This window comes from Streptomyces sp. OZ13 (genome assembly GCF_052068155.1).
In the GTDB taxonomy this organism is placed as follows: domain Bacteria; phylum Actinomycetota; class Actinomycetes; order Streptomycetales; family Streptomycetaceae; genus Streptomyces.
Map to the genome: position 1 here is coordinate 366888 of NZ_JBQHCZ010000005.1, position 15123 is coordinate 382010.

12 protein-coding genes are annotated in these 15123 nt (G+C 71.4%); 8 read left to right on the forward strand and 4 right to left on the reverse strand.

The annotated features are described in order from the left end of the window. The first annotated feature begins 72 nt into the window (after positions 1-72). The 3 genes from ACTMTU_RS15145 to ppgK all read left to right on the forward strand — a co-directional run bounded on the left by ACTMTU_RS15145 (position 73) and on the right by ppgK (position 3535). Positions 73-1503 carry an MFS transporter gene (locus ACTMTU_RS15145; RefSeq protein ID WP_441263998.1) on the forward strand — a complete coding sequence of 477 codons (1431 nt, stop codon included), beginning with the start codon at positions 73-75 and terminating at the stop codon, positions 1501-1503. A gap of 256 nt (positions 1504-1759) precedes the next feature. After that, a complete protein-coding gene (locus ACTMTU_RS15150; protein ID WP_441264230.1) occupies positions 1760-2764 on the forward strand; it encodes a 4-hydroxy-3-methylbut-2-enyl diphosphate reductase in 1005 nt (334 codons plus the stop codon). A 30-nt stretch (positions 2765-2794) separates the two neighbouring features. After that, a complete protein-coding gene (gene ppgK, locus ACTMTU_RS15155) occupies positions 2795-3535 on the forward strand; it encodes a polyphosphate--glucose phosphotransferase (RefSeq protein WP_441263999.1) in 741 nt (246 codons plus the stop codon). 51 nt (positions 3536-3586) lie between these two features. Here the strand turns inward: ppgK and ACTMTU_RS15160 are convergent, their stop codons facing one another. After that, positions 3587-4156, reverse strand: a complete 570-nt coding sequence (locus ACTMTU_RS15160) for a DUF6542 domain-containing protein (RefSeq protein ID WP_441264000.1) — start codon at positions 4154-4156, stop codon at positions 3587-3589. 215 nt (positions 4157-4371) lie between these two features. Between ACTMTU_RS15160 and ychF the strand changes: the two genes are divergently transcribed. The 3 genes from ychF (at position 4372) to ACTMTU_RS15175 (ending at position 9448) form a co-directional block, all read left to right on the forward strand. Further along, positions 4372-5460 (forward strand): redox-regulated ATPase YchF, encoded by a 1089-nt coding sequence (ychF, locus tag ACTMTU_RS15165; protein WP_441264001.1) that lies wholly within the window; start codon positions 4372-4374, stop codon positions 5458-5460. Between the two features lie 235 nt (positions 5461-5695). Next, entirely contained in the window at positions 5696-7114 is a 1419-nt protein-coding gene (locus ACTMTU_RS15170; RefSeq protein ID WP_441264002.1) for an ATP-binding protein, read from the forward strand. Positions 7115-7180: 66 nt separating this feature from the next. Then, positions 7181-9448, forward strand: coding sequence for a DEAD/DEAH box helicase (locus ACTMTU_RS15175; protein ID WP_441264003.1), 2268 nt, complete (start codon positions 7181-7183; stop codon positions 9446-9448). Between the two features lie 56 nt (positions 9449-9504). Here ACTMTU_RS15175 and ACTMTU_RS15180 read toward each other — a convergent pair whose 3' ends face one another. The 3 genes from ACTMTU_RS15180 to ACTMTU_RS15190 all read right to left on the reverse strand — a co-directional run bounded on the left by ACTMTU_RS15180 (position 9505) and on the right by ACTMTU_RS15190 (position 11980). Next, entirely contained in the window at positions 9505-9984 is a 480-nt protein-coding gene (locus ACTMTU_RS15180; RefSeq protein ID WP_441264004.1) for a hypothetical protein, read from the reverse strand. Between the two features lie 88 nt (positions 9985-10072). Next, on the reverse strand, positions 10073-10795 hold the full coding sequence (locus tag ACTMTU_RS15185; protein WP_441264005.1) for an SDR family oxidoreductase: 723 nt from the start codon (positions 10793-10795) through the stop codon (positions 10073-10075). An 87-nt stretch (positions 10796-10882) separates the two neighbouring features. Further along, complete coding sequence (locus tag ACTMTU_RS15190) at positions 10883-11980, reverse strand: threonine synthase (protein ID WP_441264006.1); 1098 nt, start codon at positions 11978-11980, stop codon at positions 10883-10885. 192 nt (positions 11981-12172) lie between these two features. Between ACTMTU_RS15190 and ACTMTU_RS15195 the strand changes: the two genes are divergently transcribed. After that, positions 12173-13753, forward strand: a complete 1581-nt coding sequence (locus ACTMTU_RS15195) for a S8 family peptidase (protein ID WP_441264007.1) — start codon at positions 12173-12175, stop codon at positions 13751-13753. A gap of 200 nt (positions 13754-13953) precedes the next feature. Beyond that, positions 13954-15051: a DUF4190 domain-containing protein gene (locus ACTMTU_RS15200; RefSeq protein WP_441264008.1), complete on the forward strand. Its 1098-nt coding sequence runs from the start codon at positions 13954-13956 to the stop codon at positions 15049-15051. Positions 15052-15123 lie beyond the last annotated feature (72 nt).

The window sequence follows — 15123 nt, forward strand, 5'->3', positions numbered from 1 at the left end:
CACCCCGGACGGCCCGTAGCGCCATGCCCCCGTCGGGGCCGTGACCCGCCCGAACCAGCCCCGAAAGGCATCATGTCCATCCAGACGCCCGCACCGCCCCCGCACCGCCCGGGCGCCGTCCTCTTCCTGCTGGCCGGTGCGCAGTTCCTCGTCGTGCTCAACACCTCCATCGTGAACGTCGCACTGCCCGCTCTCGGGCAGGACCTCCGCCTGACGCCGACAGGTATGGCCTGGATCGTCAACGCCTACCTCATCGCCTTCGGGGCCCTCCTGCCCGTCGGCGGCCGCCTGACCGATGTGCTCGGCCACCGCACCGCCTTCCTGGCGGGTCTTCTCGTCTTCGCGGCCGGCTCCGTCGCCGCGAGCGTTCCCTCTGGTGCCGGACCGCTCGTCGCGGCCCGTGCGGTCCAGGGCATCGGAGCAGCCCTGCTGTCACCGGCCGGCCTGGCGATCCTGCTGGCCCACCGGCCTGCGGGGCCCGGCCGTGGAAGGGCCCTGGGTATCTGGGGAGCAGCCTCCGCAGCGGGCGGAGCCGCAGGTGTCCTGCTCGGGGGAGTGCTCACCAGTGCCCTGGGCTGGTGGGCGGTCTTCGCCGTCAGTGCCCTCGTCGCCCTTCCCGGCCTCGTGGCCACCCCTCTTCTCCTGGCCCGGAGCGAACGGCGGCGCACCGCACGCCTCGATGTGCCCGGCGCGCTCGTCGTGACGGCCGGCCTGACTCTCCTCGTCCACGGCCTGGGCGCCAGGGGCGAGACGCCGTTGCCGGACTTCGTCGTTCCGGCAGCAGGAGTGCTGCTGCTTCTCGCGCTGATGCCGATCGAGCGACGCGCGAGGGACCCGCTGCTGCCCCCGGCGCTGCTGCGCAACCGTTCGGCGGTGACGGGCAACCTCCTGATGCTGCTGCTCGGAGCGGTGTGGGTCGCCACGTTCTTCTTCCTCCCGCTCTACCAGCAGAAGGTCCTCGGCTACTCGCCCCTCGAAGCAGGTCTCACCCAAGTCCCGCTCGCCGCGGCCCTCATGGCGGCGTCCTGGGGTGCGGGGCGGCTGCGGGGCACGCTCCTGCCCGGCCTGATCACGCTCGCGACCGGGCTGCTCTGGCTCGCGCGGCTGCCGGTCGACGGCGCTCTCCTCACCGACCTGCTCGGCCCGTCCGTACTGATCGGCGCGGGCCTGGGCCTTGCCTTCGTGCCCCTGACGGCGCTGGGCATCGCCGAGGTGGAGCCCCGGCACGCCGGCATCGCGGGCGGACTGATCAACACCTCGCGGCAGGTCGGAGGCGGCCTCGGGCTCGCGGTCCTCACCACCCTCGCGAACCCCGCCGTCGACCGGGCCACCCCTGGACCCGCCGCCCTGGCCCACGGTTACCGCCGCGCCCTCGTCGCTGCGGCCCTCATCGCTCTGCTCGCCGCCGCCGGAACCGGCATCCACCTGCTGCGCGGTCGCGTCGGCGCGGCAGCGACTCCATCACCGCACACGGACCACTCCCTCACTTCCGATCGGGGTTGAACCCACTTCCGATCGGGGTTGAACCCCGGCGCTCCTTGCCCGCTTCCGCTCATCCGAACAGGAAGGCCTGACGTGACCACCACCGCACCCGCCCCCGCTCCCGCGCCGCCCCTGACACTCCCGGACCGCCTGGACGTTCCCGATGTCACCGACTGAACTCCCGTGCGCGTTCACCGCAGGAGTGGAAAACACCCACGCGGGTACCGGCGGTCTGCTGCCGGTGTCCGATCCGAGCCTTCACCGCGTGGCCCTTACGATGGGGCACATGACTGCTACGCCTCCTGCCCGACGCGTCCTCCTCGCCGCTCCCCGCGGCTACTGCGCAGGTGTGGACCGTGCCGTGATCGCCGTGGAGAAGGCCCTGGAGCAGTACGGGTCGCCCATCTACGTCCGCCACGAGATCGTCCACAACAAGTACGTCGTACAGACGCTCGAGAAGAAGGGTGCGATCTTCGTCGACGAGACGGCGGAGGTTCCCGAGGGATCCATCGTGATGTTCTCGGCGCACGGAGTGGCCCCGACCGTCCACGAGGAGGCGGCGGAGCGCAAGCTCGCGACGATCGACGCGACGTGCCCGCTGGTCACCAAGGTCCACAAGGAGGCCGTGCGGTTCGCCCAGGAGGACTACGACATCCTCCTGATCGGCCACGAGGGCCATGAAGAGGTCATCGGCACGTCCGGTGAGGCGCCCGACCACATCACCCTGGTCGACGGCCCGGAAGACGTGGCGAACGTCGAGGTCCGCAACCCCGACAAGGTCGTCTGGCTGTCCCAGACCACCCTCTCCGTCGACGAGACGATGGAGACGGTCGACGCCCTGAAGACCAAGTTCCCCGGTCTGATCTCGCCGCCCAGCGACGACATCTGCTACGCCACGCAGAACCGCCAGATCGCCGTCAAGCAGATGGGCGCGGAGGCCGACCTGGTCATCGTCGTCGGCTCGAAGAACTCGTCGAACTCGGTCCGCCTCGTCGAGGTCGCCCTCGGCGCCGGCGCCCGCGACGCTCATCTCGTCGACTTCGCCGACGAGATCGACGAGGCCTGGCTGGACGGTGTCTCCACCGTCGGTGTCACCTCGGGCGCGTCCGTGCCGGAGGTGCTGGTCGAGGGCGTGCTGGAGTGGCTGTCGCAGCGCGGCTTCGAGGACGTCGAGATCGTGAAGGCGGCCGAGGAGTCGATCACCTTCTCGCTGCCGAAGGAGCTCCGCAGGGACCTGCGCGCCGAGGCCGCCGCGATGTCGGCCGACCCGTCAGGGCAGTGACCGTCAGCTCCGCCCCTTAACGTTGTGTCCATGAACGTCTTCGGAGTTGACATCGGCGGGTCCGGGATCAAGGGCGCTCCCGTGGATCTGGACCGCGGCGATCTGGCGCAGGAGCGCCACAAGGTCCTGACACCGCACCCGTCGACGCCGGACGCCGTCGCCGACGGCGTCGCGGAGGTGGTCGGCCACTTCGGCTGGACCGGCCCGGTCGGCATCACCTTCCCCGGCGTGGTCACCAGCGGCGTCACACGCACCGCGGCCAACGTGGACAAGGGCTGGGTCGACAAGGACGCGGCCTCGCTCCTCAGCGGCCGCCTCGGCGGTCTGCCCGTCACGATCCTGAACGACGCGGACGCGGCCGGTGTGGCGGAGATGACCTTCGGGGCCGGGCGCGGCCGTAAGGGCACCGTCATCATGCTCACGTTCGGCACCGGCATTGGCAGCGCGCTCTTCGTCGACGGCCGGCTGGTCCCGAACACCGAGCTGGGCCACCTCGAGCTGGGCGGCCACGACGCGGAGAAGCGCGCCTCGACGAAGGCCAAGGAGGACGCCGACCTCACCTGGCAGCACTGGGCGCGGCGGGTGCAGAAGTATCTGGCACACGTGGAGATGCTGTTCTCCCCGGAGCTGTTCATCATCGGCGGCGGGGTGAGCCGCAAGGCCGACAAGTTCCTGCCGCTGATCGAGGGCGTGCGCGCCGAGATGGTTCCGGCGGAACTGCAGAACAACGCGGGAATCGTGGGCGCGGCGATGGCGGCCGCCGGCAAGTGAGCCGTACCCGGGGCCGGGCCCCGGCCGTGGTGAGGAACGTGCGAGCGGGCCTCAGCCGCGGCGGGCGGGGCCCGTCGGGCCCTTGGGCCCGCGCCCGCGGCGGTGCCGCCGCGTCATGGTCCGCACCTTCCGTACGCAGGTGATCACCCCGGCGACCAGCGTTCCGCCGTACAGCCATCCCGCGTGCACGGCGAGCGCCGTCACCACCGCCATCGTCTGCCCGCCGAACCCGCCGCTGCCGCCGGAGAGCGGCACGATCCCGACGGTGAACGCGATCGGCACGATGATCGGCGCGCTGACCAGGTCGGCCTCCCGTACCCACAGCGCGGTGAGCGCGCTCACGGGCAGGAACAGCAGCCCGTAGAAGATCGCGGAACCGTCGAACAGCAACTCGTCGAGAGCGCCCAGCGCCAGCAATGTGGCGGCGGCGAACAGGCCCGCGCCGAGACCGGTCAGCCGGGGGTTCGGCAGCCGGCGCAGCGCGAGCACCAGGGGAGGAACCGGGCGCGGCGGGCGGGCCGGCACCGGATACACGGTGGCGTCGGCGAGCGTGCCCGGTGCCGGGAGGGGAGCCGGCGGCTGCTGCCGCGGCTGGGGGCGACCTGTCCTGTGCTGCTCCACCCGCACAAACTAGGTCGCCAAGAGGTACGAAACCGTCACTAGACACGCCCTTTGGACGACCTTGGGGCTGCGTTCGACTCCGGGTGGGCCCCCGAGGACCGCGGAAGGCCGTCGCTGGTCCGTCCGCCGCGCCCGTAAACTGGTGGATCGGCCCCACTCACCGCGGGCCGCAAGGCCCCGCCAGTCATCACCCTCCACGTCAGGAAGTCGCCAACGTGTCGCTCACGATCGGAATCGTCGGTCTGCCGAATGTCGGCAAGTCGACCCTGTTCAACGCCCTGACCAAGAACGACGTGCTGGCGGCCAACTACCCGTTCGCCACCATCGAGCCGAACGTGGGCGTCGTCGGCGTCCCCGACTCCCGCCTCGCCGTGCTCGCGGAGATCTTCGGTTCGCAGCGCGTCCTCCCCGCGACGGTCGACTTCGTCGACATCGCGGGCATCGTGCGCGGCGCGAGCGAGGGCGAGGGCCTGGGCAACAAGTTCCTGGCGAACATCCGCGAGTCGGACGCGATCTGCCAGGTCATCCGTGCCTTCAAGGACGAGAACGTCGTGCACGTCGACGGCAAGGTCTCGCCGAAGGACGACATCGAGACGATCAACACCGAGCTGATCCTCGCGGACCTCCAGTCGGTGGAGAAGGCGGTCCCGCGCCTGACGAAGGAGTCCCGCCTCCAGAAGGACAAGGTCGCCGTCCTCGCCGCGGTCGAGTCCGCGCAGAAGATCCTCGAGTCCGGCCAGACGCTGTTCTCCGCGGGCATCACCAAGGGCACCGAGCAGGGCGACCTGCTCCACGAGCTGCACCTGCTGACCACGAAGCCCTTCCTCTACGTCTTCAACGTCGACGAGGACGAGCTCGTGGACGAGGACTTCAAGAACGAGCAGCGCGCCCTGGTCGCCCCGGCGGAGGCGATCTTCCTCAACGCGAAGATCGAGTCCGAGCTGATCGAACTGGAAGACGACGAGGCGCTCGAGCTCCTCCAGTCCATGGGCCAGGAGGAGCCGGGCCTCGCGACCCTCGGCCGCGTCGGCTTCGACACCCTGGGCCTGCAGACCTACCTCACGGCAGGCCCCAAGGAGACCCGCGCCTGGACCATCAAGAAGGGCGCCACGGCCCCCGAGGCGGCCGGCGTGATCCACACCGACTTCCAGAAGGGCTTCATCAAGGCCGAGGTCATCTCGTTCGCCGACCTGGTCGAGACCGGCTCGGTCGCCGAGGCCCGCGCGAAGGGCAAGGCGCGCATGGAGGGCAAGGACTACGTGATGCAGGACGGCGACGTGGTGGAGTTCCGCTTCAACGTCTGAGGCAACGTGATTTGCGAGTGGCCGGCTCCTCCGGGAGCCGGCCACTCGCCGTTTCCCGTGCTGGGTCCGGCGGGCCGCCGCCTCACACGGGATGCCCGTGCCGTCTTCCGTAGGGCCCGGACCGGCCCGTCCACGCGGCGGCCCCCGACCCAACCGAGCCCGCAGCGTGACGGGCCCCTGCTAATCTTAATGTTAGTAACATCGATGTTAGTGTCATGCGTGGAGGTCGACAGCCGTGGCGGATTTCGTAGGCCGTCGGCAGGAGCTCGCGACGTTGGAGCGCGAGCTGCAGAAAGTGGCGACGCAGGTCGGAGGGGAGCGGCCCGGTCGGTGCGTGATGCTGCGCGGGCGGCGCCGGGTGGGCAAGTCGCGACTCGTCGAGCGGTTCGCGGAGCGCTCCGGAGCCCCGTTCTTGTTCTACGCGGCGACCGGTGCGTCCCCGGCGGATGATCTGGCCCGGCTGGCCCGGGACGCCCAGGCGTCGACGCTGCCGCTGGCGCACCTGGTGGCCGCCGCGCGGCCGGAGAGCTGGGACGCGGCGTTCGATGTGCTGGCCGCGGCGCTGCCCGCCGACCGGGCGAGTGTGCTGGTCATCGACGAGGTCCCGTATCTGATGGATACCGGCGGGGCATTCGAGGGCATGCTGCAGCGGGCCTGGGACCGTGTGCTGGAGACCAAGCCCGTGCTGCTGGTCCTCATCGGCTCGGATCTGTCGATGATGGAGGCGCTGAACAGCTATGGACGCCCCTTCCACCAGCGCGGCCGGGAGATGGTGCTCGGGCCGCTGAATCCCGCCGAGGTCGGGCGGATGCTGGGACTGGATCCGGCCGAAGCCTTCGACGCCGCGCTGGTCACCGGCGGGCTGCCGCTGATCTGCGCGGAGTGGCCGCACGGCGCAGGGCTGTGGGACTTCCTGGGCGAGGCGCTGAACGATCCGGTCTCCGCCCTGCTGGTATCGGCCGAACGCTCGCTCGCCGCGGAGTTCCCGCCGCAGGCTCAGGCGCGTACGGTGCTCGCGGCGATCGGCAGTGGCGAGCGGACCTTCACCAACATCGCCCGCGCGGCCGGCGGGATCGGGGCCACGCCGCTGCAGCGGGCGTTGGAACTGCTCACGGACAAGCGGATCGTCGCCGCGGAGCTGCCCGTATCGCTGCGTCCGTCGAAGGACCGTCGCTACCGGGTGACAGATCCCTACCTGCGGTTCTGGCTGCACCTGCTCGGTCCGTCCATGGAGGAGATCGAGAGGGGGCGGGGCGATCTGACCCTGGCGCGCATCCGGGAGAACTGGACCAGCTGGCGCGGCCGAGCCGTCGAGCCCCTTGTCCGCGAGGCCCTGGCGCGGATACTGCCCGACGACCGGCTGCCCGCTGCCCCCGCAGTGGGCGGCTACTGGACCCGCACCAATGACGTCGAGATCGACATCGTCGGGGCGGACCGCGCTCCCATCGCCAAGGATCTGCTCTTCGTCGGCTCCATCAAGTGGCTGGAGCAGTCGCCCTTCGACCGGCACGACCTGGCAGCTCTCCATCGACACCGGGCCGCCCTCACCGGCGAGCCTGTTCCGGTCGCGGCGGTCTCGCGCAGCGGAGTCGACTGTCCGGGGCTCGACGCCGCCTACGGCCCGGGTGATTTGCTGGCCGCTTGGCCACTGTGAGTGGCGGAGGGCAGGCGACGCGCGGGAGAGTTCGCACGTCGGGGCGGCAGGCACATGAGGGGCGTCATGGCAGCACGCGGTGAAGGTCGGGGGACGCCGGTGGCGCGCGCCGGACGGGACGCCAGGGAACTGCTCGCGGAGGCCGGCCGGCTGCTCGACGCGGCACGGGCGGTCCGCTCGGACCACCGCCGCGCGCTGGCGGACGTGACCGGGGCACTCGACCCGATCCGCACCGAGCTGGTGGACAAGGAGCTCGGCTCCATTCCCGTGAGCCGGCTCAAGGACGTCACCGAAGGACGGCTGCGGCTCGGCGCCCTCGAAGCGGCCGGATACGGCACGGTGCGTCAGGTGCACGCGGCGGGACGGTACGAGCTGCGCCAGGTCTCCGGCGTCGGCGCGCAGACCGCCGACCAGGCCATCGCCGCCGCGGGGCAGATCGCGGACGCCGTGGCGGAGACCGTCGCCGTACGGATCGACGTGGACCGGCCGGAACCGCGCACCACCGCACTCGTCGTCGCCCTGCACCGCCTGGTGGAGGCCGGACCGGGACTGCGACGTGCCCTGGACGCCGCGGAGCGGCTGGAGAAGCAGCTGGCCGAGCCGCTGTCAGCGGCTCGGCCGGCCGGCGGGCGGCTGCGCATGATGCTCACCGGCCGGGACCGGCGGGAGCGGGCGCTCGCCGCGCTGGCCCGCGTGCAGGAGCTGACCGCGGAGGCGGTGGGCGCCGGCGTGCCACTGCTGCTCGGGCAGGCGTCGGTCGATCTGCTCAGGGACCCCGCGTCGGAGGCCGCCGCCTGGGTCGACTTCGAGCTCAGGTCGGCGGAGTACTACAGCCTGCTCGCAGAGGTCTCCGGCCGGGGAACCGACCCGGAGACCGCGGAGGGCTTCCTGCCCGCCGAACTCGCGGAGCGGGTACGCGGGCAGCGACTCGACGACACCCACCGCCGCGTGTCGCTCCGCGGCTACCAGGCTTTCGGCGCCCGCTTCGCGCTCGCCCAGCGCCGCGTGATCCTCGGCGACGAGATGGGACTCGGCAAGACCGTCCAGGCCATCGCCGCACTCGCCCACCTCGCCGCCCAGGGGCAGACGCACTTCGTGGTGGTGTGCCCGGCGAGCGTCCTCATCAACTGGGCACGCGAGATCAGGTCGCGCAGCACACTGCGCCCCGTGACGGTGCACGGGCCGGACCGCGCCGACGCGTACGCCGACTGGCAGGAGCGGGGTGGTATCGCCGTCACGACCTTCGACGCCCTGCACGGCATGGCCGTACCCGACGGCTCCGCGCCGGGCATGCTCGTCGTCGACGAGGCCCACTACGTGAAGAACCCGGACGCCCGCAGGTCGAAGGCCGTCGCCCGCTGGGCGGAGCGGTGCGAGCGGGTCCTGTTCCTCACCGGCACGCCGATGGAGAACCGGGTCGAGGAGTTCCGCAACCTCGTCCGCCACCTCCAGCCGGCGCTGCTGCCCGAGATCCAGGGCAGCGACGCGGTCGCCGGCTCCCAGGCCTTCCGCCGGGCGGTGGCCCCGGCCTATCTGCGCCGCAACCAGCAGGACGTGCTCACCGAACTGCCCTCGCTGCTCCAGGTGGAGGAGTGGGAGGAGTTCAGCGCGGACGACGCGGAGGCGTACCGGGAGGCCGTGGCGAGCGGCAACTTCATGGCGATGCGAAGGGCCGCGTACGCGCGTCCCGAGAGGTCGGCGAAGCTGGAGCGGCTGCGCGAGCTGGTGGACGACGCCGCGGTCAACGGACTCAAAGTGGTGGTCTTCTCGTACTTCCGCGATGTGCTCGCCACGGTGGAGGCGGCTCTGGACGGCGGCGTGTTCGGCCCCGTCTCGGGAAGCGTGCCCGCCGCCCGCCGTCAGCAACTCGTGGACGAATTCACGGCCGCGCCCGGCCACGCGGTGCTGCTCGCGCAGATCGAGGCCGGTGGTGTGGGGCTCAACCTCCAGGCGGCATCGGTCGTCATCATCTGCGAACCGCAGGTCAAACCCACGATGGAGCATCAGGCGGTCGCCCGCGCCCACCGGATGGGCCAGGTCCGCGCCGTACAGGTCCACCGGCTGCTCGCCGCGGACAGCGTCGACCAGCGGATGCTGGACATCCTGGAGAGCAAGTCCCGCCTGTTCGACGCCTACGCCCGTCGCAGCGACGTCGCGGAGGCCACGCCGGACGCGGTCGACATTTCGGTCGGATCGCTGGCGCGCCGGATCGTGGAGGACGAGCAGCGACGTCTCGCGGGCCTGCCGCCGGGTGAGGCCGAGCCGGGGAGTAGGGCCGAGCCGGCTGGTGACGCCGAGCCGGCAGGCGTGCCGCTCGGGAAGCCTTCGGACTGACCGGCGCCCGGCCCACGGCCCGGCCACGCCACTCCTCCGTGGCGCGGGGCCGCCGCCTACGGCACGTTCAGCACGTCGAAACAGACCGTGCCCGTGGCCGGCGACAGCAGGAAACGGCCGGAGTACGTGCCGCCGGTCATCTCGTCGTCGAAGGCATCGCTGTGCTGCCACCGGGCGTCCTTCGGCACGAACGCGGCCAGCCGCTCCGGCAGTTCACCCAGCGGCTCCGGCCCGAACCCGCGCTCCGCGACCGACGTCAGCTCGGCCGCCTTGCCGTCCGCGAGCCGGGCGAAGCCGACGAGCCGGATGTCGGACGGACCGGGCACCGACCTGCCGTCGTTGTTCTTCACCCGGTCGTAGCCGAGCCAGTGCGCGTCGCTCAACGGCCCGAGGAGCGCGAACCTCTTCTCCAGCGGCTCCGTCTCCGTACGCAGCGGCCCCTCGTCCACACCGTCCTGCGGGTCCGGTCCTGAGCAGGCGGAGGCGACAGCCCCCATCCCCAGAACCAGCACGGCCCGCCGTGAAATGCCGCGCATTCCCGCCCCCTTCGCCGACCGGCCGATCGTAGCGCCGTACGGCGGGCCGGGAGCTCGATGACCAGCGGCCGGCCCGGAGGCCCGTAGGTCAGACCGGTTGCCCGACAGGGCGAATGATCACGGTGTTGATGTCGACGCCCTCCGGCTGCCCGATCGCCCACACGATGGAGTCCGCGATCTGGCCGGCCGTCAGCAGGTGCCCTTCAGGCAGGGCGCCGAGACCGTCCCAGAACGGGGTCTCGACACGACCGGGCGCGACGAGGGTGACGCCCACACCGTCGGCCGTCACCATCCGGCGAGTGTTCTCCGCGAGGCCGGTGACGGCCCACTTCGTCGCGCCGTAGATGTTGCCCGGGGTGTTCTGGAAGCCCGCCACGCTGCCGATCAGGACGATCCGGCCGCGTGTCTCCTTCAGCGCGGGCAGCGAGGCCCGGATCAGCAGCGCCGGTCCGAGGACGTTGGTGAGCACCATTTCCCGCCACCCCTCCGGATCGCCGTCCGCGAGCGTGTCGTGCGTGGCGAAGCCCGCGTTCGCCACGACGGCGTCGAGCCGGCCGAACCTCTCGACGGTCGCGTCCACGGCGGCCTGGACCGACTTGTGGTCGGACGCGTCGCCCGGCAGCAGGAGCAGTCCCCCGGGCGAGTCCAGTTCGTCGGCGAACTGCCGCAGCCGCTCCGGGTTCCGGCCGGTGACCGCCACGCGGTGGCCGCGGCCGAGGAGCAGGCGGGCCGCCGCGGCGCCGATCCCGCTGCCGCCGCCGGTGATGAGCGTGACGTGAGTGGCGCCGCCGTGCGTGGTCTTCTCGTTCATGGGGTCCCCCGGTCCGGTCGTGTATCGCTCCAGCGCCCGGATTGCATCACTTGGAGCGCGCTCGATGTCAACCGGTCACGGACCGCTTCAGGCCGGGGCCGTCCCCGTCTTCAGCCCCGCTCCGCACAGCGGCACGACCGCCGTGCGATCGGTCCAGCCGCCGGCCGCCGCCCAGCAGGCCACACCCGTCGACTCGACGAACAGACCCCGCCCCGCGAGGTCGCGTTGGGCCTGCCGGATCTCGTCCTCCGTGACGGTCAGGAACGTCCCGCCCCACTCCCGTACCGCCCGCAGGATCTGCCGTGCCCGCGGCGGGTTCGGGATGGCGATGCCCTCGGCGAGCGTCGGGCGGGCGGGGGAGCGCTCCAACAGGTCGTCGGCGCCCGCGTGGAACGCCGCGGCCAGCGGCGAGACGGCCTCCGCCTGAACGGCGATCAGCGCCGGGCGGGAGTCGATCAGGCCGTGCGAGTGGAGCTCGGTCAGCGCCTGGGCCGCGCCCAGCAGCAGCGTGCCGTTGCCGACGGGGACGACGATCGCCTCCGGCAGCCGGCCGCCGAGGTCCTCCCACAGCTCGTACACGTACGTCTTGGTGCCGTGCAGGAAGTAGGGGTTGTACACATGGCTCGCGTAGAAGACCCCTTCGCCGCCCGCCGCCGCGCGGGCCGCCTCGGCCGTGGCCTCCCGGTCGCCGGGGACGAGTTCCAGCCGTGCGCCGTGTGCCCGGATCTGCTCGACCTTCTTGGCGGAGGTGTCCTCGGGGACGAAGACCGTGCAGTCCAGTCCGGCCCGCGCGCAGTACGCGGCGACGGCCGTCCCCGCGTTGCCGCTGCTGTCGGCGATCACGCGGCGCGGCTCTCCGGGCAGGCGCCGGGCGAGCTCGGCCAGGATCACCGCGCCGCGGTCCTTGAAGGACAGGGTCGGCGTGAGGAAGTCGAGCTTCACCGAGACGGTGGCGGTGAGTGGGACGAGCGGGGTGCGGCCCTCCCCGAGGGAGATGACGGGGGCGGTCAGCGGCAGCGCCTCCGCGTAACGCCACAGTGAGTTCACCCGGCCGGAGAGCTCGGTGAGGGGGACCGGCGCGGCAAGGAAGTCCAGGTCCCAGGGCCCGCGGCAGTCCGGGCAGCACCAGGTGGCAGAATCGACCGGCGAACTGATTCCGCAGTGGGGGCAGCGGTACATCGTCATGGTTCGCCAGCATGTCAGTTGTGTGGCGCGCTTGTTACCTGGCGGTCGGGCCTCTTGTGGGATTCCTATGGATCGGTCAATCTTTCGCTCGGCAGGCGTACGCACATGACGCGGATTTGGGGCCACGTCGTTGGCATGCTCCTGTCGCAATCCCCCACAAGCAACGCACCACCAATGAGGAGGACCCCTCACATGTCTGTGATGCGTGACTCGCGGCGAAGACTCGCCGCGGCCAGCGCCATATCCGTCGCCGCGCTCGCACTCGGCACGGTCTCCGCCCTTCCGGCCTCCGCCGCCCTGCCGGCGCCCACGGGCGTCATCGAGAACGCGGGGGCGCCGGGTGCCATCGAGGGCAGCTACATCGTCACCCTCGAGGAGTCCGCGGGTGACGCCGGTTCCAGGGCGGGCAAGCGCCTTGCGGCGAAGTACGGCGCGAAGATCGAGAAGACGTACAACGCCGCACTGAACGGTTACGCCGTCAAGGTCTCCGAGGCGCAGGCGAAGAAGTTCGCCGCGGACCCGGCCGTCGAGTCCGTCGTGCAGAACCGTGTCTTCACGATCTCCGGCACCCAGCCGAGCCCGCCCTCGTGGGGCCTCGACCGGATCGACCAGAAGGCGCTGCCGCTCAACCAGAGCTACACCTACCCCGACACCGCCGGTGAGGGGGTCACCGCGTACATCATCGACACCGGTGTGCGCATCACCCACAGCGATTTCGGTGGCCGCGCCTTCAACGGCTACGACGCCATCGACAACGACAACACGGCGCAGGACGGCAACGGCCACGGCACCCACGTCGCCGGTACCGTCGCGGGCTCCTCCTACGGTGTGGCCAAGAAGGCCAAGATCGTCGGCGTCCGCGTGCTCAACAACGCCGGCTCCGGCACCACCGCTCAGGTCGTCGCCGGTATCGACTGGGTGACGCGGAACGCCGTCAAGCCGGCTGTGGCCAACATGAGCCTCGGCGGCGGCATCGACACGGCCCTCGACACCGCCGTGCGCAACTCCATCGCCTCCGGGGTCACTTACGCGGTGGCGGCGGGCAACGACGGTTCCAACGCCTCCAACTACTCGCCCGCGCGCGTCGCGGAGGCCATCACCGTCGGCTCCACCACCAGCTCCGACGCCCGCTCCAGCTTCTCCAACTACGGCAGCGTGCTGGACATCTTCGCCCCCGGCTCGTCGATCAAGTCGGCGTGGAACACCGGTGACACGGCGACGAACACCATCTCCGGCACGTCGATGGCCACCCCGCACGTCGCCGGCGCCGCGGCGCTGTACCTGGCGCAGAACAAGACCGCGACCCCGGCCCAGGTGTCCACGGCCCTGACCACCGCCGCCACCAGCGGTGTCGTGACCAGCCCGGGCACCGGCTCGCCGAACCGTCTTCTCTTCGTCGGCGACGGCGGCAGCACCGAGCCGCCCACCGGCGACCGGTTCGAGAACCTCACGGACTACACGATCAGCGACCGCTCCACCGTCGAGTCGCCGATCACCGTCAGCGGTGTCGCCGGCAACGCGCCGACCAGCCTTCGCGTGCCGGTCGACATCAAGCACACCTACATCGGTGACCTGCGGATCGACCTGGTCGCTCCCGACGGTTCCGTGTACAACCTCAAGGCGTACGGGTCCGGCGGCAGCCTGGACAACGTGATCACCACCTACACGGTGAACGCGTCGTCCGAGGTGGCCAACGGCACCTGGAAGCTGCGGGTCAGCGACAACGCGTCGTACGACACCGGGAAGATCGACTCCTGGGCGCTCCAGTTCTGAGTGAATCGAGCCCGAACAGCTCATGCGCCGCGAGGCCATGAGCCGGTAACAGGCTGAGCAGTCGAGGGGCGGTCGCGTGAGCGGCCGCCCCTTCGCCGTGTCACGGCCATTCACGGCGGTGTCGGTGCCGCGTCGTATCATTCGCGCGCCTGTTCACATCGGTGTGCGCGAACACCCGACCGACGAGGAGCACCCGCACCGTGGAGCCATCCGCCCAGGGCGGGCCGCCCTACCCGCAACACCCGTCGTACCAGCAGCCGTTGCCGTACCCGCCGCCCCCGCGGCCAGAGCCCGTGAACGGCCTCGCCATCACCTCGCTGGTCGTCGGCGTCGTCTGCTGTCTGCCGCCGCTCGGACTGGTCCTCGGCGCCGTCGCGCTGGGGCAGATCAGCCGCAAGGGCGGCCGCGGCAAGGGGATGGCGATCGCCGGCATCGTCCTGTCGTCGATCAGCACGCTGCTCGTCCTGCTCATGGTGGTGACGGGTGCGGCAGGCGATGCCTGGAACGGGTTCCGCGACGGCGTCGAGGGCGCCTCCCGCTCCAAGAGCACCCAGAACCTGCGCAAGGGCGAGTGCTTCAACGTGCCGGGAGGCGACCTGGAGCGGGAGGTCGTGAACATCGACGTCGTGCCCTGCGGCGAGCGGCACGACGCCGAGGTGACCGGGACCTACCGGTTCCAGCGGTCCGACCCGGCACCCGGCAGCCCGGCGGGGGAGGCGTTCGCGGAGGATCGCTGCCTCGATCTCAACGACGCGTACGTCCCGGACTCCTGGGCGTTCCCGGACGACGTGGAGATGTACTACTACATCCCCACCAGGGAGAGCTGGGCGCGCGGCGACCGCGAGGTCACCTGCGCGCTCACGGGCGACGGGCTGACCAGGTCGCTCCGCGTGGGCCCCGAGACCCACGACCCCGACCAGCTTTCCTACATCAACGCCGAGCACGCCGTGGAGAGCGCGGCCCACGAGGAGCCGGACGCGGAGTTCGCCGACGACCCGACGCCGTACCGGAGTTGGGCCCAGGAGATGTCCACCGTCCTGGCCGAGCAGGCGACGGCGCTGCGCGGCCGCTCCTGGCCCGAGGGGGCGTCACCTTCGCTGTCGGCGAGAGCCAGGCAGTTCGAGGCGTCCGGCAAAGAATGGGCCGCGGCCGCGAAGGCCGCGGACGAGGACGCCTTCTGGGCGCATGTGACGGCCGCGGAGGGGGCGCTGACCACCGAGGCGCGGATCGCCGCCCGGGACGCCCTCGGCCTGAGCACCACCCCGCCGCCGGAGGAGGAGTACGCGACCGGCGCGTGAGCGCCCCGACCCGCCCCGCGGCGCCTGTCCCGGGCCGGGTGCGGCCCCGTACGGACCCGGATCCGTACGGGG

Coding starts and splice junctions, on each gene's coding strand:
- ACTMTU_RS15175 (WP_441264003.1), top strand. CDS start 7,181: ATGGCAGCACGCGGTGAAGGTCGGGGGACGCCGGTGGCGCGCGCCGGA.
- ACTMTU_RS15150 (WP_441264230.1), top strand. CDS start 1,760: ATGGGGCACATGACTGCTACGCCTCCTGCCCGACGCGTCCTCCTCGCC.
- ACTMTU_RS15145 (WP_441263998.1), top strand. CDS start 73: ATGTCCATCCAGACGCCCGCACCGCCCCCGCACCGCCCGGGCGCCGTC.
- ACTMTU_RS15185 (WP_441264005.1), bottom strand. CDS start 10,795: ATGAACGAGAAGACCACGCACGGCGGCGCCACTCACGTCACGCTCATC.
- ACTMTU_RS15190 (WP_441264006.1), bottom strand. CDS start 11,980: ATGACGATGTACCGCTGCCCCCACTGCGGAATCAGTTCGCCGGTCGAT.
- ACTMTU_RS15195 (WP_441264007.1), top strand. CDS start 12,173: ATGTCTGTGATGCGTGACTCGCGGCGAAGACTCGCCGCGGCCAGCGCC.
- ACTMTU_RS15180 (WP_441264004.1), bottom strand. CDS start 9,984: ATGCGCGGCATTTCACGGCGGGCCGTGCTGGTTCTGGGGATGGGGGCT.
- ppgK (WP_441263999.1), top strand. CDS start 2,795: ATGAACGTCTTCGGAGTTGACATCGGCGGGTCCGGGATCAAGGGCGCT.